Annotated in this window: 17 protein-coding genes; 2 read left to right on the top strand and 15 right to left on the bottom strand. The window is 40.9% G+C overall.

The genetic code is table 11. From position 1 onward, the window contains the following. Window positions 1-472: 472 nt before the first annotated feature. The 6 genes from DXB15_RS14610 to leuA all read right to left on the bottom strand — a co-directional run bounded on the left by DXB15_RS14610 (window position 473) and on the right by leuA (window position 7,600). Complete coding sequence (locus tag DXB15_RS14610; protein WP_118703349.1) at window positions 473-1,537, bottom strand: FUSC family protein; 1,065 nt, start codon at window positions 1,535-1,537, stop codon at window positions 473-475. Between the two features lie 248 nt (window positions 1,538-1,785). After that, on the bottom strand, window positions 1,786-2,253 hold the full coding sequence (locus tag DXB15_RS14605; RefSeq protein WP_109214923.1) for a GtrA family protein: 468 nt from the start codon (window positions 2,251-2,253) through the stop codon (window positions 1,786-1,788). A 1-nt stretch (window position 2,254) separates the two neighbouring features. Further along, complete coding sequence (locus DXB15_RS14600; protein ID WP_109214922.1) at window positions 2,255-3,199, bottom strand: glycosyltransferase family 2 protein; 945 nt, start codon at window positions 3,197-3,199, stop codon at window positions 2,255-2,257. A gap of 116 nt (window positions 3,200-3,315) precedes the next feature. Next, the gene (gene glf / locus DXB15_RS14595; protein WP_109214921.1) at window positions 3,316-4,425 is read right to left on the bottom strand and encodes a UDP-galactopyranose mutase; all 1,110 of its coding nucleotides are present in this window, start codon (window positions 4,423-4,425) and stop codon (window positions 3,316-3,318) included. Window positions 4,426-4,464: 39 nt separating this feature from the next. Then, window positions 4,465-5,904 carry a sugar transferase gene (locus DXB15_RS14590; protein WP_118703348.1) on the bottom strand — a complete coding sequence of 480 codons (1,440 nt, stop codon included), beginning with the start codon at window positions 5,902-5,904 and terminating at the stop codon, window positions 4,465-4,467. A gap of 34 nt (window positions 5,905-5,938) precedes the next feature. Continuing rightward, window positions 5,939-7,600 (bottom strand): 2-isopropylmalate synthase, encoded by a 1,662-nt coding sequence (leuA, locus tag DXB15_RS14585; protein WP_118703347.1) that lies wholly within the window; start codon window positions 7,598-7,600, stop codon window positions 5,939-5,941. Between the two features lie 435 nt (window positions 7,601-8,035). Between leuA and DXB15_RS14580 the strand changes: the two genes are divergently transcribed. Continuing rightward, window positions 8,036-8,206 carry a DUF362 domain-containing protein gene (locus DXB15_RS14580; protein ID WP_109214919.1) on the top strand — a complete coding sequence of 57 codons (171 nt, stop codon included), beginning with the start codon at window positions 8,036-8,038 and terminating at the stop codon, window positions 8,204-8,206. Between the two features lie 283 nt (window positions 8,207-8,489). Next, entirely contained in the window at window positions 8,490-9,512 is a 1,023-nt protein-coding gene (locus tag DXB15_RS14575; protein WP_109214918.1) for a LacI family DNA-binding transcriptional regulator, read from the top strand. A gap of 172 nt (window positions 9,513-9,684) precedes the next feature. Here DXB15_RS14575 and DXB15_RS14570 read toward each other — a convergent pair whose 3' ends face one another. From DXB15_RS14570 to DXB15_RS17620, 9 genes are all read right to left on the bottom strand, one after another. After that, the gene (locus tag DXB15_RS14570) at window positions 9,685-10,104 is read right to left on the bottom strand and encodes a cupin domain-containing protein (RefSeq protein WP_109214917.1); all 420 of its coding nucleotides are present in this window, start codon (window positions 10,102-10,104) and stop codon (window positions 9,685-9,687) included. Window positions 10,105-10,200: 96 nt separating this feature from the next. Further along, window positions 10,201-11,313 carry a Gfo/Idh/MocA family protein gene (locus tag DXB15_RS14565; protein WP_109214916.1) on the bottom strand — a complete coding sequence of 371 codons (1,113 nt, stop codon included), beginning with the start codon at window positions 11,311-11,313 and terminating at the stop codon, window positions 10,201-10,203. A gap of 47 nt (window positions 11,314-11,360) precedes the next feature. Continuing rightward, the gene (locus tag DXB15_RS14560) at window positions 11,361-12,329 is read right to left on the bottom strand and encodes an ABC transporter permease (RefSeq protein ID WP_109214915.1); all 969 of its coding nucleotides are present in this window, start codon (window positions 12,327-12,329) and stop codon (window positions 11,361-11,363) included. Beyond that, window positions 12,322-13,344 carry an ABC transporter permease gene (locus tag DXB15_RS14555; RefSeq protein WP_109214914.1) on the bottom strand — a complete coding sequence of 341 codons (1,023 nt, stop codon included), beginning with the start codon at window positions 13,342-13,344 and terminating at the stop codon, window positions 12,322-12,324. Before DXB15_RS14555 ends, DXB15_RS14560 begins: the two co-directional genes overlap by 8 nt. A gap of 2 nt (window positions 13,345-13,346) precedes the next feature. Next, entirely contained in the window at window positions 13,347-14,867 is a 1,521-nt protein-coding gene (locus DXB15_RS14550; RefSeq protein ID WP_118703346.1) for a sugar ABC transporter ATP-binding protein, read from the bottom strand. Between the two features lie 165 nt (window positions 14,868-15,032). Continuing rightward, window positions 15,033-16,199, bottom strand: coding sequence for a substrate-binding domain-containing protein (locus DXB15_RS14545; RefSeq protein WP_158582278.1), 1,167 nt, complete (start codon window positions 16,197-16,199; stop codon window positions 15,033-15,035). 80 nt (window positions 16,200-16,279) lie between these two features. Then, window positions 16,280-17,743 (bottom strand): xylulokinase, encoded by a 1,464-nt coding sequence (gene xylB / locus DXB15_RS14540; RefSeq protein WP_109214911.1) that lies wholly within the window; start codon window positions 17,741-17,743, stop codon window positions 16,280-16,282. Between the two features lie 17 nt (window positions 17,744-17,760). After that, window positions 17,761-19,239 (bottom strand): L-fucose/L-arabinose isomerase family protein, encoded by a 1,479-nt coding sequence (locus DXB15_RS14535; protein WP_109214910.1) that lies wholly within the window; start codon window positions 19,237-19,239, stop codon window positions 17,761-17,763. Window positions 19,240-19,676: 437 nt separating this feature from the next. After that, window positions 19,677-21,722 (bottom strand): alpha-L-arabinofuranosidase C-terminal domain-containing protein, encoded by a 2,046-nt coding sequence (locus DXB15_RS17620; RefSeq protein ID WP_109214909.1) that lies wholly within the window; start codon window positions 21,720-21,722, stop codon window positions 19,677-19,679. Between the last annotated feature and the right edge of the window lie 275 nt (window positions 21,723-21,997).

Here is a 21,997-nt window from a genome sequence, read left to right as displayed (position 1 = left end):
ACCTTAATTATATCAGATATATGATTTTACGACCACTTTTTCAGTGGCGTCCCTATAGAAGCTGGTCGCCTCCCTCTCGCGCAAAACTCTGTGAAGATCGGTCGTTCACTTAATCGTTTATTGAGGAAAGATGCTCCGATTTTGCCATTTACGTTATGAAGGGGCATGTATATTTTGTGCGTGCAACATAATGAATCAATGACTGACATAGCACGTGTGGCATAATGGAGCCAAAGTGTAGATGGGAAAAAGAAGAAAGAAAAAGTCCAATGCAAGGCGGTAGGTCGATTTCCGTCATCGGAGCGAGCATAGCTTCGCCTCCGGGAGTGTGTCTGAGTATCCTGCCGGTTTTGCAGGATGCGAGTTCGCGGGAGGAGGCGAAAATAAGCGGCGCAGCGCAGATAGGAAATTGTCCGTGCCTGCATGGACTTTTTCTTTCTTCTTTTTCCCTTACACCGTGAAATAAGAATTTTTACGGTGCCGATACTTCACGGGGAGACGAAGGCAGGCGGTCTAAAACAGAACCAAAAAACCGTTCAAATACAAGACCATAAAGGGCTCCGAAAAAGTTGTTGAAAATTCGGAAAAAGATGGCTCCCGGAAGTCCGAGGATGCCAACTGCAATCGACAGGGCTCCAAATGTATTGAAAATTGCCTGACATCCGTAGGTTGCGGAAAGTCCCACACCGATTCCTCCAATCACGCCAACGTAATTGTAGATGGATGGTGGAAGAAAATAGTACAGTGCCAGAAATATAAAACATCCGACAATATTCCCCGGCACTCTGGCTTTTGCACGCTGCTTGGCATCTTCATGAAACGGTACCAGAATCGACATCGCTGCAATTCCAATCCACATCCGCCGTGGAACGTGTAACAGACCGGCAATCAGCATTGCTGTTGTCACACCGAACACCATTGTAATCTGCCATCTGGTTCTCATGGAATGCACATCAAATTCACGAAAGATATCCTTCAGACTGCGTTTGTATACTTTTTTATGATGATTGCGATAATATACGATCATTGTTGCTGCTGCACAGATTCCCATCGCGATCAGTCGCTGTGTATACAGATCACCGGTTACATCGTAGCCATACAAAAGCAGATAGCTGAGCAGAAGCGTTGAATGATTAAACATCACAACATTATGGCATCCCAAAACCATCAAAATTAAAATACAGATGGTATTTACAAGAAACTCCTGCCCCAGGCCGCCTGCATTTGCCAGACGTGGACCAAAAGTCAGAATTGCAAACATAATTGCCATAGCGCCCATTGCATGCGGTGTGCGAATGCCAAAATCTGCGAAACGAAATGCCATGACGCACAGCAACGCCACAACACCCACAATACTGTTATCATTACCAAATATTTTGCTGAACCCAATTACTACAGCCATGCAAAAAACCATTGTAATAAAAATTTTTAAAAGATAAATGGCGGTATGACGCATTTTTTCTTTTTTATCTGTACAGCTTCGAATCAGTGCTTTCGAGCCAGCCTGATTGAGCTGCAATTCCTGATAGAATGTCATAATTTCTTCCCTTCATACTTGTTTATAAGATAGTGCATATTCTCTGTCGCAAAGCGATTTTATCTTACCGTAACTTCTCTGTAAAATAAAAATCCCCAATGTATTTTTCATACATCGGGGAGGAATTATAGCACCAGAAACAAAGGGTGTCAATTTATTACCGCCTGATTTTATTTTTCTTTTATAAATCATGTTACAGTTCATTGATACCATAAATCATGTAACCAATGAACTGCTGCCATTTACTTTTACTTTTTTTCTTTGAACACAAATATTTTACTGATAATATAATTCAAAATCACGATTACCACCTGTGCGATCAGTTTCACAAGAATGCTGTTCCAGTGCATAAGGCTGATAAACACAAACAAAATTAATTCTTCTACACCAAGCGTTGCAAGGCGGCCTCCGAAGAATTTTCCAATTTCCATACACAAATCTCTGAAACAGGTCGTTTGGGACTGAAATACCCAAATTTTATTTGTCACATAAGCAAATGTAACAGCAAAGATCCATGAGATTACATTGGCAATCAGCTCATTCATGTGCATGCCGACGTTAAACCAGGCAAATGTTCCAATACTGACAATTGTTGTCAGTCCGCCAAAGAGTAAATATAACAATACTTCTTTATTTTTCTTATAAAATTTTTCAAAAATACGAAGCCCCGGAAGATGCATCAGGCGATCAAAAATATCTTCTTTTTTCTGTTCCACGTTAATTCTCCTCTTTTGTATTTTTCTTTTCCAATACGTTTTTGGCAATGTATACCGGTCTGTGTTTTCCCTGAATATAGGTCTTTGCCAGATATTCTCCCAGAATACCCATGACCAGCAACTGCACACCACCCAGGAACAATACCACCACAATCGTGGTCGCATAACCAGGTACATCAATACCAGTGATCAATGTCTGGGCAATGATCACGATTCCATAAATGATTGCAATGGCAGAAACGATTGCCCCAAAAAATGTAGCAAGCTGCAATGGCAGCGTCGAGAAAGAAATGATTCCTTCCATGGCATATTTCAGTAATTTTGTAAAACTCCATTTGGTAGTCCCTGCGAAGCGTTCTGCCGCCTCATACGGAATATACTCAGTCTCAAATCCCACCCAGGAAAATAATCCTTTGGAAAAGCGGAAATATTCCGGCATATCCAGCAATGCTTTCTGCACACTTGCCCGGAATGTTCTGAAGTCACTGGCATTTTCCCGCAGATCTACTTCACTGAGACGGTTGATAAATTTGTAAAACCGATCTTTGCACCAGCTCATAAGCTTTCCTTCATGACGCTGTGCCTGATAAGCCGCTACCACATCGATATCCGGTTTTTCTTCCAGAATATTTACCATATTTCTGACAATCTCCGGATCCTGCTGTAAATCGGCATCAATGATAGAAATGTAACTTCCACTGGCATAATGCAGACCTGCATAAATGGCTGATTCTTTTCCAAAGTTTCTGGAAAAATTCACAACCAGAATATTGTCATGTTCTTCATGTAATTTTTGTAATTTCTTATATGTTCCATCTTTACTGCCATCATTTACAAACACTACTTCGTATTGATCCGTCGGAAACACTTCCTGACATCTGGCATAAAAAGCTTCCACATTCTGTTCTTCATTGTAACATGGAACAATCAATGATAATTTTGTCACATCTTTCTCCTGTCTTAGAGCGTATTTTTCTCTGCTCCTGCAATGCTTTTTACATAAAATCAGGCGTCAATACAGCTTGGATCTGTCTTGCCGCCTGATATATTTCTGTTCTGTTTTTATTTTGCAAGTTCTGCCTGCACACAGTTTAATGCAGCTTCAATGGTATCATCCATATCATAATATTTATACATGCCCAGACGACCACCAAAGATTACATTTCCCTCTTTTGCTGCCAGATCCGCATACTTCTCATAGAGTTTCAGGTTCTTTTCATCATTCATCGGATAATAAGGCTCATCCCCTTTGCTCCATGTCTTCGGATACTCTCTGGTGATGACGGTATCCGGCTGTGTGCCATAGGTAAAATGCTTATGCTCAATGATTCTGGTAAACGGTACTTCATACTCTGTATAGTTTACAACTGCATTTCCCTGGTAGTTCTCCTCACCTTTGATCACTTCTGTCTCAAATTTCAGTGAGCGGTATTCCAATTCTCCATAGCAGTAATTGTAATATTCATCGATCATACCAGTGTAAACAATCTTGTCTGCAAGTTCCATATAAGCTTCTCTGTTTTTCAGGAAGTCCTCTTCCAGCTTTACTTCCACACCATCCAGCATACGCTCGATCATCTTTGTGTATCCCTCTACCGGGATTCCCTGATAATCATCATTGAAATAATTGTTATCGTAAGTAAAACGAACCGGCAGACGTTTGATGATAAATGCCGGCAGCTCCGTGGCACGTTTGCCCCACTGTTTCTCGGTATATCCTTTTACCAGTTTTGTGTATACATCCGGTCCGATCAGGCTGATTGCCTGTTCTTCCAGGTTCTGCGGATTTTCTACATGAAAAGCTGCTTTCTGCTCCTCGATCTTCTCCTGCGCCTGCTTCGGTGTTACAACACCCCAGAGTTTATTGAAAGTGTTCATGTTGAACGGGAGGTTATAAATCTCACCTTTGTAGTTTGCTACCGGTGAATTGGTATAACGGTTAAATTTTGCAAAGCTGTTTACATAATTCCACACAGTCTCATTGGATGTATGAAAAATATGTGCACCATACTGATGAACATCTATATCAAGTACTTTTTCCGTATAAATATTTCCTGCAATGTGATTTCTTTTATCGATAACCAGACAGTTTTTTCCAGCTTTTTTTGCTTCCTGTGCAAATACAGCTCCAAATAATCCTGCTCCAACAATCAGATAATCATATTTTTTCATCAGATACCTCCTGTACATCATGTACGATACATAACCTTTTTATTCTGCGCCTTCTTTTGCAAAAACTACTTTAAATGTCTTTAAAATGATTTTCAGATCCAGCTTTAAGCTCCAGTTTTCGATATAATATGCATCTAAACGCACGATTTCTTCGAAATCTGTAATCTCACTTCGTCCGCTTACCTGCCACATACCTGTCAACCCCGGTTTCATACTCAGACGGACTTTGTGATGCAAATCATATGCTGCAACCTCGTCCACTGTCGGCGGACGTGTTCCCACAAGACTCATATCTCCACGGAGAATATTATAAAACTGCGGTAACTCATCGATACTCAAAGAACGGATTATATTTCCGATTCCCTTACCCGGACCTTTTTCACTGCCGATAATACGCGGATCATTATCCATTTTGAACATATTACCCTGCATTTTATTTTGTGCCATCAGCTCTTTTTTTCGTTCCTCCGCATCCATATACATAGAACGGAATTTATACATCTTAAACCGACGTCCGTTTTTGCCGACACGCTCCTGACAATAGAAGATCGGTCCCGGTGATGCCTTATAGATCAACGGTGCCACAAAAATAAAAGCAATTCCGGTGATCGCACAGCCTACAATACCTGCTGCAATATCTGTCAGTCGTTTTAATCCCATCGGAACACTGCTTGCCGTATTGATACTGGTTGTCATACAGGTGTAACCACCAATACGTTCAATGGTTCGGTTTGGAAGTGCATTGTCCGTGTAATCCAGTGCAATATGCACAACTACACCCATCTGAAGCAATGTCCAGGTCAGTTCATTTACTTCCTTATCATCCTGAGACAGTTTGATCATAACCTCATCGATGACATTTTTCTGAACATAAGTTAACAGATTGTCCTTATTACATACAACCGAAATCCCTTCGATCTTTTCATTTTCAAGATCACGATCCATAATTGCCAGACCTGCCAGATTAAATCCGTTATACATACGGTCTGAAAATTGCCGAACCATTTCTGTCGCATATTCCTGTGTACTGATAACCAGGAAATTCGGCTGATTCTTACCTTTCCATACAATCCGGCGCACATTCAGTTTCCACAGAAAACGTCCGACCAGCATAAAAATGATCGTAAATCCAAAGGAAGTCAGAAATACCTGTCTGGAAAACCAGAAAGCCTGCTTTGTCACGTACAGATACGCCATAACCAGTCCCCACATTACAATATTGTGAACCAGTACAGACTCTATTTCACGTATAAAACTACGCTTCAGAATATTTTTGTATGTGCTACGCAGCAATACATAGCAGATATCAATGATAATCAGCAAAATATTTACATGGGCATACAGGCTTGTCTCTCGATAAAGCCGCAGTGTGTCATGCCGGAAGAAGTAAGAGACCAGATATGCAATCTGGATACAGAGCAGATCAATGATCATGAAATCTATATGCTTCCACCAACCATACTTTTTCTTTCGATTCATAGCATCCCTCGTCTTAGATTCTAATCTTTATACTTTATTTGTTCGCTAACCGGTTCAATCCACTGAAGAATGCACGGATTGTTGCCTTTGTGATATTGGAGCTGTCACCTGCACCAAACAGTACTTTTCCGGTGCGGTTGTCTCCCATCTCGATGTAAGCAGCTGCTCTCGCATGTGAACCGGATCCAAGTGCATGCTCGGAATAGTTCATAACGCGTACATCAAGGTCAAATTCTTTGTTGATGGCTGTCTTGACAGCATCCAACGGTCCGTTACCTTTTGCTTCAATATGATACGGTGTTTTCTTATACTCAAAATCAATGGTTGTGACACAGTCTTTGTCATTGACATCTTCCACACGGATTTTCTTGAACTCGAACGGATCATCCAGTGCGATATATTCATGCTTGAATGCATCAAAAATCTGCTCCGGTGCGATTTCACCGCCCTGCTGCTCAGACATTTTCTGGATAACGTCTGCAAATTCCTTGTGCATCTCTTTCGGTAATTTATAACCATACATAGATTCCATAACAAAGGCTACACCGCCTTTTCCGGACTGGCTGTTAATACGAACTACCGGCTCATATTCCCTGCCGATATCTGCCGGGTCGATTGGAAGGTACGGAACCTCCCAGATGCCTGTGTTGCGCTCGCGCAACGCGTGCACACCTTTATTAATAGCATCCTGATGAGAACCGGAAAATGCTGTAAATACAAGTTTTCCTGCATACGGATGGCGCATATCGATGTCCATCTTACAGCATCTCTCATATACATCAATAATCTCTTTGATATCTTCAATGTTCAACTCCGGATCAATACCCTGTGAAAACATATTGTATGCCACATTCAGCACATCAATATTACCGGTACGCTCGCCGTTTCCGAATAAAGTTCCCTCTACACGGTCAGCTCCTGCCAGCAGGCTCAGCTCTGTCGCTGCGATACCTGTTCCTCTGTCATTGTGAGGATGAACACTTAATATTATAGAGTCTCTGTTTTTGAAATGTTTATGCATCCATTCAATCTGATCTGCATATACGTTTGGTGTATTCATCTCTACGGTTGCCGGAAGATTGAAGATGATCTTATTTTCCGGTGTCGGCTGCCAGATATCCTGAACTGCGGTACAGATATCCAGTGCAAATTCTACTTCTGTACCGGTAAAGCTCTCAGGAGAATACTCCAGCTGAATATTTCCGTCAAATTTAGCCGCGCGCTCTTTTACCATTTTTGTTCCATCGATGGCGATCTGTTTGATTGCTTCTTTATCTTTATGGAATACCACATCACGCTGAAGTACGGAAGTTGAATTATAAATATGAACGATAACGTTCCTGATTCCCTGAATTGCCTCAAAAGTACGGTCGATCAGATGTTCTCTGCACTGTGTCAGAACCTGAACCTGTACATCATCCGGAATCATGTTCTCATCTACTAATTTTCGTAAAAAATCGTACTCAATCTGAGATGCTGCCGGGAAACCGATCTCAATCTGTTTAAAACCAAGTTTTAACAGTAACTGGAACATTTCCATTTTTTCTTCTACATTCATCGGGTCGATCAGAGCCTGATTTCCATCACGCAGATCCACGCTGCACCAAAGCGGTGCATGCTCAATCTCTTTGTCCGGCCATTCACGATCCGGGTAATGTAATACCGGAACTCTTTTATATTTTTTGTAATTTAACATATCTATCTCTCCCATGGTATAACATCCTGACGGGCACTTTCCGTCCTTCTTTCTCCATTTCTGGCAGAAACTGCCAGATTTATGTCAAAAAAGCGCGCAAAGTCCCTGTTATATTTTCCTTGCTAAATATACATATTATATCATCTATCTTAACGTTGCAAGATGATTTTTCTGAATAATTCATGAAGTTTTCCAAATCAAAATAAAAATGAGCAAGTTTTCCCTTTATTCCAAACAGGAAAACTTACTCAACATCTATGATAGCATATACTAACTCAAGTGTCAATATGTATTAAGTTCAATACAATCACTAAAAAATACCCTTATTGATCGTTTTGTCTCAGAGAACGCTTGCAATTCTTGTTTTTTTATATTATTATGAGGGAAAGCTTATGAGAGCTTAACGAACAAGTATTTTTTAGGAGGAAAAAAATTATGGCATACGTAATTAGCGATTCTTGTGTAATGTGTGGCGCATGTGCTGGTGGATGTCCAGTAGGTGCTATTTCTGAGGGAGATTCTCAGTACGTTATCGACGCTGACGCTTGCATCGATTGCGGCGCTTGCGCAGGTACATGTCCTACAGGTGCTATCGCAGAGGCTTAATCTTAAGTCCTTATTAGCACATAGTATTAAGAAAATGACAAAAACTGCTGTACTGATATAAGTATGGCAGTTTTTTATATTCTGAATTTCTATATTGGATTTGTGTGTCAAAACACTCAAATCTTGATTACACAGATTGCTCCGTGCTTTACACTCCCACAAATTTTAATAAAAATATATTTTTTTCTTCCTTTTACATAAACTTTAGTGTATAATAAAGTCATAATTTAGTATAGTTGAGTTTTAAATCTAAATCAAAATAAATTATCTATGGAGAAAAAAGATGGCTATTACAGCAAAAAAAATTGCAGAAAAGCTTAACCTGTCTCCATCTGCTGTATCTCTGGCGCTAAACGGCAAACCTGGTGTCAGTGACAGTACAAGAGAACTTGTTCTTGCAGAAGCAGAAAGGCTGGGTTATGCAAAGCAAAAGGTTACAACCGCCGGACCACAAAATATCCGTTTTGTAATTTTTCTAAGCAATCAGCGTGAAATCATTCAAGAAACCACTTTCTATTCCTACATACTGCAAGGAATCGAAAAATATGCGAAACGATATGGATATAATGTTCTTGTAAGTTATTATCGCGCCGACGAAGATTCAACATTACAATTAAATGCAATTTCTTCAGATGTTACGGGACTGATCATTCTCGGAACATCTATTGAACGTTCTCGGTTAGAAGAGTTGCGCCCACTGTTTGATCTTAACCTTCCTATGGTATTGGTCGATAACTATATCGAAGCTCTTGGCATTGACTGTGTTGTTACAGATAATTACCGTGGCTCTTACAATGCCACAAAATACCTTTTAGGAAAAGGGTATACAGATCTTGGTTACCTGCGTTCCAAATCCAAAATCGATAACTTTCGCAGACGTCAGGAAGGATTTTTCAATGCCTGCAAAGAGGCAGCACTTGATGAGAATTATATTATGATCGATGTAGGTATTTCTTCCCAGAAAGCATATAACGATATGAGTGAGTGGCTCAATAATAATCAGCCGCCCCGTGCTTTACTTGCAGATAATGATGTAATTGCAACGGCATGCACTCGCGCTCTAAAAGCACATGGCTATCGGATTCCGGAAGATGTCGCAGTTATCGGATTTGATAACATGCCTTTGTGTTCGATGGTGGAACCTCCTCTTACTGCCATTGATGTAGACAAAGAAATGATTGGCAAAACAGCGGTTAATCTTCTCCACAATCGCATCGCAGAGTTCTACTCTGGTGCAGAATCCATTAACGACGGAACACTCCTCGTTTATGTTTCCACAAAATTAGTAGAACGTGAAACCACATAAAATACTTTTCATGTAAAAATAAGCACGGTCGCTGACTGTGCTTATTTTATAATATAAAGCAAAATAAACAGACCCAACAGCAACTACCGTTGTCATTGAGTCTGCCTGTAGAGATTATATATTATCCCTATACATGAGGAAGAAAACAAATCTAGATTGGATGGTAAATCTTTTATTCTTCTGGTGGAATAATTTCATCTGCCTGTTTTCCAAGAGCTGCTTCGGAGCCTGGAACCTGATATACAGCTACCATATGTGTAGTCATATCCGGTCCATTTACGGTTCCATGCTCAAGATGCGCCGGAATACGTACAAAATCGCCTGGCTGCATCAATTCAGAAATTCTTGTACCATCTTCCAGAATGATATACTGTTCACAATCTTTTCCATCAATCATATACAAAATCTCATCGCATTCATGGCTATGCTGACTGTGTCCTAATCCCGGGAGCAGGGTAACAATACCGCCCGTCATGTTGTCTGTACCTGTTGTACGCGGCTCAATTGTCCATGCAAGTGTTCCCCAAGGAAATTTCTGCGTCTCACACTGTTTTGTATTTACAAAAAATTCTTTTCCTGTATATTTTTTCATGATAATGATCTCCTTTTATACCGATAAGATTTTATTTAATTCGATCATTCCGAGTCGGTTTACGCCGACTCAGAACAATCATATATTTTTTAACTCTTAAAACTGAGTGAAGTCTGGCATTTCAATAATCTCTCCGCCTCTCATAGCCGACTCGTGAGCTAGGATTCCGGCTACATTCCAGTTTGCTGCCACAACAGAATTTACATGAGCTGGTCTGCCCTCGAGGATTGCATCGATGAACTCACGGATCATATGCGGATGAGATCCACCATGTCCATCTCCCTGAATAAAGGATACATGATCCTGATCTTCAATCTGGTTCTTCAAACTGAACTTTTTAATGGAATCAGGAAGCATATAATCTGTATCCGGTACATGAATATGTTCTGCACCTTCAATACCTGTATAGAGAACCGGACCTTCACCTACACACTGCTCCCACTCAAATGATTCTTTGGAACCATAGAAATCAAAACTTTCACGATACTGACGAATTGTATCAAACAATGTACGTGTAACCTCACCTGCCACATCAGAATCTGCAAATGTCAACTGCACAGACTCTGCTGCAAATGGGGAATTGTACTTTCCAACATACTCTTCACGAATACGTCCGGAACCAATACAGCGAACAGTTTTAATCGGTTTACGAAGGATTTCAGAAAGTGGAGCAATCGCATGAGTCGGATAATGCATTGGTGGCATACCATACCAGTAGGATGGCCATCCCGGAAGACTCATATTCTGCTGATGAGATCCTCGAAGAAACTGCAAACGTCCGATATCACCTTTCTCATATAAGCTCTTAAAATATAAGAACTCTCTTGTATAGATGGATGTCTCCATCAGCATGTATACTTTACCAGTTTCTTTCTCCAATTTGCAGATGTTCTCACACTCTTCAACTGTCATTCCCATAGGAACGGTAGAAGCAACATGCTTGCCTGCTTTTAACGCTTTCTCTACGAAAGTATAATGTGAAAGTAAATCTGTGTTGATATGTACTGCATCAATATCAGGATCTTTTAATAACTCGTCATAGTCTGTGTAACGTTTCTCTACACCATGTGCATCTGCGAATTTGTTTAATTCCTCTTCATTTCTACGGCAAACAGCTACACACTCTGTTTTTTCATACGCCTGATAAATCGGTACAAACTCTCCTCCAAATCCTAATCCAACTACCGCAACTCTTACTTTGTTGTCCATACCTTACACCTCTTTCTTTAAGATTAAAAAATATTGTATCTGAAAAATTATCTGCTTGTCTTCTCACGAACATATACGATTAACATGAGAAGCAGAATAATTCCGGATCCTAAATACTTACCGCTGTCGCCATAACCAAGTGCTACAAATAGATTTGTCAGTGTCTGGAGTACAATCGCTCCAAGAATAACCCCAATGTAATTTCTCTGACCACCTTTGATGGATACACCACCTATAACTACAGCTGCAATACTAGGCATTACATATGTAGATGCCATATCTTTGAATGCCATTCCCAAATTGCCAAGAAGAATTAATCCCATCATTGCTGCAATGATACTGCAAACAACAAAGGACGACATTCTAATAAAGTTAACCTTTACACCTGACAAATGTGCTGTTCGTGGATTTGCACCTGTTGCCACATATAAACTGGATAGCTTTGTTTTGTACAGGAGCCACATTACGGCTACTGTCATAATAGCCAGCAGAAATCCAATGTTTGGAATCGGCCCCGTTTGCTGACCTGCCAGCCATTTCAGACATGGGCTCGGCTCACCACCGATACTTGCACCGGCTGAGTAAATATCTACAATACCCTGAAGAATCTGAGACATTGCCAGCGTCACTACCAATGAAGGAATCCTTGCATAAATTGTCATGAATCCATTGACAAGACCAACGACGACACCTACCATCAGAGCAAACAAAATTGCCTTCCAGATATTCATATTAGATCCATCCATCATACCTGCTGTTACACAGGATACTAATGTTGCTGTATAACCAACGGACAGATCGATGTCACCACCTGTACAGATGATCAACATCTGACCCAGACCGAAGATCGCGATCAATGCTGCGAACTTAACGGTTGATCCTACGGATGCGAACTGTCCGCCTGTAATCGCATTTCCCATAACAAACAGAATTACAATCAGAATGATACAAAGGATCAGGCTTGAATTTTTTTTAACAAATGACTTTGATCCATTTGCTGCTACTGTATTATTCACTCTCTTTGCCCTCCTTTGCTCTAAGTGTTTTCACCAGTCTGATAATTGCAGAACTGGATACTGCCACCAGAAGAATAATTCCACTCACCAGTGTCTGATAGTCACTGTTAATGCCGGAGAAAGAAATTAATTTTGATACCAAACTGATGATTGCCGCACCACCAATAGCTACATATACATTGCCTGTACCACCTGCCAGCGAAACACCACCGACAATTGCTGATGCGATACTCTTCAGAGTCAATGCATCACCAAGACGGGCACTACCTGACTGATTTTGTCCTACCAGGAACAATGCAGCCAACATACAACAAAATGCATCGAACAAATACGCCATAATCTGAACCTTTACGGTTTTAACACCACTATCATATGCAATATTACGATCAGAACCCACCGCATAGATATAACGACCAAGTTTTTTTCTGCTGATGATGTACCAGAGTACAATAATACCAACAATCATCAACACACCTGTCGGGATCTTGTCGCCAAAAGCTTTTAAAGCCGATGGCATATTCTCAACAGAGCTAAATTTGTAGAAAACTCGCATCCAATTTGCACATCCTCCACCCGGAGACGGCATGATAAACAATGCTGCACCAAGGTAAATGTAAGATGTAGCAAATGTAGCAATAATCGGCGGAAGTTTAAAATATGCAACAGATACGCCATTTAACAGACCGATACCAACCATTGCCAGACAGCATACCAATAATGCAATTACTCCGCTTCCTGGTGTTGCTGATTTCATAATTCCTGCAAGAATACAAAGCATAAATGCCATTGCATTACCGCTAGACATATCCAAACCACCGGAAATAATTACGACTGCCTGCCCAAGCGTAAGAAGAATGATCGGTGTCCAGGAAATAATCATATTTTGAAGTGAAGATGGAGCAAAGAAATTTCCCTGCAACACTGCCACAACAATGATCATTATTATTAAAATTATTATTGTAACGAACTCCGGTTTTCTAACGAAAGCAGGAACAGATTTTTTCTTTGTATTCATGTTTATGCTTCCTCCTCTTTGTGATTACCCTTCATGGAGAGTTCAACCAATGCCTCATCTGTAATCTCATCACCAACAAGTTCGCCTACGATACATCCCTCATGCATTACCAGCACACGATCACAGTTATCAATTAATTCTTCATTATCACTGGCATAAAGCAATGCAGAAATATGCTTCTCGTCCACAATGTTCTGTACAATATCGTACATATCCTTTTTCGCACCTACATCAACACCTTTTGCCGGATCGGAAAGTACAATCAGCGAAGATTCTACCTGCAGCCATTTTCCCATAACAACTTTCTGTGCATTACCGCCAGAAAGACTGGATACCGGACATTCAATGCCATCCGACTTGGTAGAAAGAATCTTTTTAGATTCCAGACACTCTTCCCTGTATTTCTTTTTTGGAAGAATGAATGGTTCTTTCTTCAATGCAGTTTTCGGAAGAATATGGTTCTCGTAGATACTGTTCTGCATCATCAAACCTTCTTTTTGACGATCACCGGGAATCAAGAGGATTCCACGCTCAATCGCTTTATGTGGTGCATTCAGTAATACTTCTTCTCCATTTACTTTAATCCTGGATTTCATATCCTTGTAATCACCAGAGATTGCAAGAAGTAATTCTTCCTGACCCTGACCAGAAAGTCCTCCGATTCCAAGTACTTCGCCTTTTTTAATATGAAGAGAAATATCTTTTAAAACATTCTTATAATTCAAATGTTCAATATCAATCGTCCTTTCATCAGGAATCTCTTTATATGTACGCTTCTCAGAGACAATTTTCTTTTCTCCGGTGATCATCTGAATGATCACATCTGCGTCTTTTTCATCTTTATCAAAATCTAATCTGCCAACAACTTCGCCGTTTTTGAAAACGATGATATCGTCACAGATATCCATTACTTCCCACATTCTGTGAGAGGTAAATACCATACCGACTCCGCGGTCTGCAAGCATTCTCATGTATTTGAATAAAATCTCAACCTGCGATTGTTCCAGTGCGGCTGTCGGCTCATCAAGAATCAGCATTTTCGGTTCCTGTGAGATTGCTTTTGCCACCTCCACAATCTGCATCTCTGACGGACTAAGTTCAGAGACTTTTCTGCTGTAATCAAAGCCCGGTACGAAATCTTCCAAAATTTTGGCAGCCGTGTGTTTTGCATTCGAATCATCCAGAAAAAATCCTTTCTTTTTCTCAAATCCCATTACAATGTTCTGCCATACAGTCAGATCCGGTAAAAGGCTCAGATTCTGGAATGCCATCGCAATTCCTGCTTTTTTGGCATCCATCGGGTTTTTGAAGTTTACATCTTTCTCCAAATATGTGATGGTACCACTATTTTTGTGATATACACCTGTAATACATTTGGAAATTGTACTTTTACCCGAACCATTGGCCCCCAGCAATCCGGTAATTTTTCCGCTTCGGCAGACGAGATTACCATCACTCAAAGCCGGAACGCCATTAAATTCTTTTACTATATTTTTTGCCTCAAGGATTATTTTATTTTCCATCTTATCTACCCTTCAAAAGCCATTCATTTTTCTTCCTATTAGTTTCAACAGGAACGCGATAATAATGTGTAAAAGCAAAATACCGGGGATTGAGGGGGCAGTTCCCCACCTACCCCGGTATCTACTTATGATTTCATCAGAAATTATACTTCATTAAATCTGTTATTATTTGAACAGAGCGTTTGCTTCATCATCCGTCATATATTCATCAATACACTGCTCATCTGTAAAGTCTTTTACAACTTCCCATCCTTCATCAAAGTTATCGTTTGTGTAAACAGTTGTAACAACATACTCATATGTAGCTACGCCATCTTCAACTGTAAGCTGGGTCTCATCAAACTCTTTACCCTGAGCAATTTTAACTGCGATTCTTGCTGCTGTAGCACCAATTCCCGGAGGGTTCGGAACTACTACTGCATTAAAATCTTCTCCTTTGTCTACCAGATCTTTCCAAGCTGTAAAGAACGCTTTGGAACCATCACCGGAAACAACCTTCGGAATATAGTTTGCATCGATACAAGCCTGCAGAACACCGTAGCATCCGTTGTCCTGTGAAATAATTCCATCAGGTTTGATTCCGGAAGCAAGAATTGCTGCTGTTACGGATTTAGATGTTGTATTATCCCAACCACCCGGCTGATTTGCAGCCAGTGTTACGTCTGGATATTCAGCAATTGCATCATCTGTTGCTTTGATACGAATTACGTTAGCCGGATGTCCGTCAAGACCAGATACCTCAACTACAGTACCTTTTCCACCAATGATATCAAGCAATGTCTTTGTAGGACCATACGCATACTGATAATGATCTACAGATACATTTAAGATACCTTTTGCTGTAATAGATGCATCATAAACAACTACAAGTTTTCCAGCTGCTTCTGCATCTAAAACTGCCTCATTCAGTGACGTTGTATCATTTGGATTAATCATAATTACATTTACCTGAGGATCATCGATAAAATCACGAATAATCTGTACCTGTTCATTAGCATCGCCATTTGTTGCATTATTTACAACTTTGTATCCCTTGATATCCCCACTTGTTTTATATTCATCAAGCACATCTGTGATATCGTTTACCATCTGGTCACGCCATGCAGATCCACCAGAACCTGGTGCAATACCTACATAAATATCCTGTCCTGTGAGATCAACTTTTGTTAATACCCCATCTGTTGACTCGCTCTTACTACCGGAACTCGTTTCCTCACTGGCCGATCCAGTGTTTGCTGCGCCACCTTTATCATCAGATGCGCCCCCACAACCTGCAAGTAACCCTACAGCCATAGCTGCTACCATTAATGCTGCGATCACTTTCTTTTTCATTCTTTCGCTCCTCCTTCTTTTGCCAGAATTCACTCTCTTGAATCCCATATTCTGTATCAGTTTTTTCACTGTTACATTCTTTACAGTTCATATAAATCTTTTACCGTCGGATATATCTGTACAAACTTGCTGTACTGTTTATTGTATTTTTCTACAATTTCCCGTTCCGGTTCAATAGTTTCTACTACTTCTACAATCTTATCGGCCGCTTCTTTTACACTTGCGTATTCTCCACAGGCAACCGCGGCAAGCATCGCTGCTCCTAGTCCCGGGCCTTCTTCTGTTTTCAAAATATCTACCTTGATTCCCAGGACATTCGCAACAATTTTTCGCCAGATACGGCTCTTTGCTCCACCGCCACAAAGTTTTGTTCTTTCAATCTCAATCCCCTGTGATTTTGCCACTTCAAAAGAGTCTCGAATCGCAAATGCAACACCTTCCAAAACTGCCTGTGACATCTGCGTCTGTGTTGTATCCATTGACATTCCGATAAACATACCTCTTGCCTTCGGATTGTTGTGTGGCGATCTCTCTCCCATTAAATAAGGAAGAAATGTTACTGGATTATCACCAAGTTCGGAAATCCCACCAAGTACCGCATCATAATCCTTGCTGCCGATAATATTTTCTACCCACCATTTATTACAGGAAGCTGCGCTTAGGATACATCCCATTAAATGGTAGCATCCATCTGCATGTGCAAAGGAATGTAATGCATTTTTCTGATCTACACAAAATCTTTCACTGGAAACAAATACAGTTCCACTTGTTCCGAGGGAAACATTACATTTTCCATCCCCCACAGTTCCTGTTCCAACAGCTGCTGCTGCATTATCACCAGCTCCTGCAACTATCTTACATGTTTCTGGAAATCCAAGTTCTGCTGCCATCTCCGGTTTTAACGTTCCAGTTGCATCATAACTTTCATATAACTTTGGCAACACATCTTCTGTGACACCACAGACATCCAACATTTCTTTTGACCAGCATTTATTTTTGACATCCAGCAGTAACATACCTGAAGCATCTGAATAATCGGTACTGAATATACCACTCAATTTGTATGCGATATAATCTTTTGGAAGCATTAATTTACAGATTTTTGCAAAATTTTCTGGTTCATTCTCTTTCAGCCACAAAATTTTGGGTGCGGTAAATCCTGCAAATGCAATATTTGCTGTATACTCTGAAAGCTTGTCCTTGCCAATCACTTCATTCAGATAATCTGTCTGTTTTTGAGTACGTCCATCATTCCAGAGAATTGCCGGTCTGATTACTTCATCTTTATCATCCAGAATTACCAGTCCATGCATCTGTCCTCCGAAGCTGATTCCTGAAATCTGGGTTTTGTCATACTCTGCTGTCAGTTCTTTCAATCCCTCGATTGTTGCCTTCCACCAGTCCTCCGGTTTTTGTTCTGACCATCCTGGATGTGGGAAATATAATTCATAGCTTTTGGAAATTACATTTTTGATTGTGCCATCTCCCTGCATCAGCACAAGTTTAACGGCTGAAGTTCCTAAATCTACCCCTATGTAATACATATTCCTTTTCCTCATCCTTATCTGTATGGATTCTCTGTAACGTAGCACATACCTACTGGCTGGTTATAACCGATTTCTTCCGGTGCCACACCGATGTATTTCAGCACTTCAAATAATTGTTTTCCAAAATGACCGAACATAACTGCTCCATGGTGCGGATAATTTTTTTCAACCAGGACATGACGGTAAAATCTTTCCATCTCTTTGATTGCAAAGATTCCAATTGCTCCAAAAGATCTTGTTGCTATCGGAAGTACCTCGCCCTCTGCCAAGTAAGCTCTTAATTTTCCATCGGCTGTACTCTGGAGACGATAGAATGTGATGTCACCCGGAATGATGTCACCTTCAAGTGTTCCTTGTGTAACTTCTTCCGGAAGACTTCTTGCCATGATCATCTGATATTCCATGGAATGTTTTACCAGTTTTGTGGAGCATGTGTTTCCACAGTGGAATCCCATGAACGTCTCGCCTTTTCTATAATCAAATTTTCCTTTGATATCTTCATTATAAATTGCATCTGTTACGGTATTGTTGATATCAAGCAATGTAACTGCATCACCGCTGATACACTGACCGATGTACTCGCTTAATGCTCCATACAGATCAACCTCACAGGATACCGGGATTCCTTTTCCTGCCAGACGGCTGTTTACATAACATGGAACAAATCCGAACTGTGTCTGGAATGCCGGCCAGCATTTTGTACTTAATACCACATACTCGCATGCACCTTTATGCGCTTCCACCCAGTCAAGAAGTGTAAGTTCATACTGAGCAAGTTTCGGTAAGATTTGCGGTTTGTTATTTCCATCTCCCAATTCTTTTTCCATATCTGCCACAACTTCCGAAATACGAGGATCATCTGCATGTTTATGAAAAGCTTCAAACAGATCCAGTTCTGAATTCTCTTCAACCTCAACCCCTAAATTGTAAAACTGTTTAATCGGTGCATTACATGCAAGAAAGTTTAATGGTCTCGGTCCAAAGCTGATCACTTTCAGGGAAGAAAGTCCGATAAGTGCTCTTGCAATTCCTACAAAATCATGAATCATATCTGCACATTCTTCCGCGCTGCCAACAGGTTCTTCCGGAATATAAGCTTTTGTGTTTCTCAGTGCCAGATTGTAGCTTGCATTCAACACTCCACAGTAAGCATCTCCTCGTCCCTGTATCAGATTTTCTTCCTCCGCTGCAGCAACAATGATTGCCGGTCCATCAAATCTCTTCACAAGCATTGTCTCTGCAATCTCTGGTCCAAAATTTCCAAGATACACACACAAAGCATTACATCCTGCCTTTTTAAGATCGTCCAATGCCTGCAGCATATGAATCTCACTCTCCACAATGCAAATTGGACATTCATAAACATTTTTCTCTCCGTATTTATCCTGATACGCTCTTATCAGATTTTTTCTTCTGTTTACGGATAGACTTTCCGGAAAGCAATCGCGGCTGACCGCAACCACACCTACTTTTACTTCTGGAACATTAAACATTTTTGTGCCCCCCTAACATTTAATTTATTTAGTAAATTATTTTCTCAATTAATTTAGTTGTATTTTACCCCCCCCTTGCTTTTGTCAATTATTTCTTTCTTTAAATTCACATTTTTGGCATATTCTTGTATTTTTTCTCCTCTTTTTTATGCATTTTGCCTATTTCTTTGTCCAGTTTTTAACAAAATACATCTACATATTTTAGTTTAATGTTTAGTTTATCATCATTTTTTACTTCACATACACTTTTTGAAGCAAAATTATTTTCTATATGATGTTTTTTATATAAAAAGGCAAAAAAGTGCCGAAAAACAATCCCTATCTGAATCATTTTTCGGCACTCTGTTTTTATTTAAAATTCTTCTGCCTTATATGTCGTATAACCTTCGTAGTAATAGCTGCGATCAATGCCTTTCTTAAAGATCTCACGGCTCTCGCTATCTGTAAGTCACCACTACCACACTCTGCCCTGGCAGTGTTACACTTCCCTTAATCTGAATTTTCTGCTCTGCCACCACTGATTTCTCCGGTAATCCTTCTGGTATCTCGCCGGTTCCCTGTAACGTCCACTGCTTTCCAGATGCACTTACCGCTGCTCCATCAGCATCTTCCAGTGACAACTCAAAATTCTGATGCGTTGTATTAACCGTTTTCACAATGATGTTTTCATCTTCATCCATGGAAACAGACACATAAATTCCCTTTTTTCGCAATTCCACATCCTGATCATGCAGTAACACCGTATGACTGCCTCTGTGGTTTGCAAACAGCTTCTGCACATAGTAATTCGGTGTCAGATACACCTCACGGTCATCAAACCAGATCATATCCGGCTTCCACTGGCTATGCCCGATCCGATTAAATAACGGTGCGTAAGAAGCAAGTTTTACCACATCCGCATTTTTCTCAATGCCGGTCAGCAATGCCGCTTCGGCAAGAGCGCTCTCCATGGAATTTTCCCGCGCTTCGGTGTGCGCCGCATATTCTCCCGCAAAAACTGCCACGTCCCGCGGATAATCATCGTACATTGCCACATGGTCGTACAGCCACTGTGGACTTACATAATAATGCTCATCCACCGCATAACTGAAATTCGGATTTTCCTTTGCTTTTTCCCGATAATACTTCCATGCATCTTCTGTAATGGAGCACTCCATAAACGGTCCCGCCGTTCCAAGCAATCGAATCTCAGGATATTTCGCATGAATAGCTGCCTCAAAACGTTCATAACGGTATCTCAGATCCAGGTATTGCGTCTCCCACTGCTCATTTCCAACAGAAAGGTAATCCATACCGAAAGGCTCCGGATGTCCCATTTTGGCACGCAATGCGCCCCATTTACTGTCCACCGGACCATTGGCAAACTCAATGAGATCCAATGCATCCTGCACATATTCCTCAAATTCTGTACTGTCAGAATCCACCATTTCTGTAGAACGGAACTGACACGCGGTGCCAATATTCAGCACCGGAAGCGGTTTTGCCCCCAACAGCTCACACAACAGAAAATATTCATAAAATCCAAGTCCGAAAGACTGTCCATAATGCGCATCCGGCCGTTTCGTCATCGGATCATTTTTGCCCCAGTCATCATCAAAAGCCCACAGATTCGAAATATAACGGCGGTCTTTCACATCCCCTACTGTATTTTTCCAATAATAACGGTTGTCCAGACTGATGCCTTCCACAATACATCCTCCCGGGAAACGCACAAATCCCGGTTTGATCGCCTGTAGTGCCTCAAACAGATCCTTTCGAAAAATTCCTGACACCGCATCTTCCGGAATCATTGAGATCAGATCAAACTCTACGATACCCGGCGCATCCAGTGTGATTGCAAACTGAGCACCGCGGACATCATCCAGCGCGGTAAGTACCGCTTCATATTTTATCCACTCATTTCTACGGCATTTATCACTCTGATCCATCTGATGGATTTTTTCAATATCCGGATTCAGCGTTCCATAGCCGACTTCCATCGGAATCTTCAGGTCGCAGAATGGTACATAGGGAACCGGTTTCACCGCTTTTACTTCTGCCTGTGCAAAAATCTGTCCATCCCTTTGCACCGTTATCTGGAACCATTCACCTTCATATGCCACACATCTCGCATAAAAAGAGACTTTGTAAGTATGATCTTTTTCTAATCGAATGCCGTCATATGCTTTATTTGTAAATCCCTGTCCTGCCTGTTTTGCCGTAAAACGCAGATAATGCGGATTCACCGCAGACACCGGAGTTCCTGTCACATACTGCATCAGCGGCTCCTCTTCTCCTGCCTGATACAGCGTTTTCCACGCATATCCAAAGTCATCCACTGCATAAAATCTGCCCGGATTTCCATAGGCTTCCTTCGCCTCAAAAGAACGATTTTCGATCAGTTCTGCATACAGACCACCGTCTGCTGCAAAATTAATATCCTCAAAAAATAAACCGATCAGCTCCGGTGCTATCGAAACACCTTTTTCTTTTCCTACCCTCATACTACGTTACCTTCTCTCTAAAAAAACTTCCATCTACACGCTATCTGCTTGTTGTTTCTATCCAATTTATTCCTGTTCCGTGATTCAAGTCGAACGCACGTGAGACTTGGTGCGTGATTCTGGTCAGCGAAAGCTGACATATTCTTCTCAGAATCACTGCACATCCCCGCGGAGCGTTTATCTCAGTCGGAGATTGTACTCCCACTGAGAAAGACTTGTTATTACTCACCACTTGCAGAAGTGGGAGTCTTCTCGACTGAGATAAAAATTTACAA

Origin of the sequence: Roseburia sp. OM02-15, from assembly GCF_003481835.1 — a bacterium.
Classification (GTDB): Bacteria; Bacillota; Clostridia; order Lachnospirales; family Lachnospiraceae; genus Eubacterium_I; species Eubacterium_I ramulus_A.
This window is presented reverse-complemented; position numbering and strand designations above follow the sequence as displayed.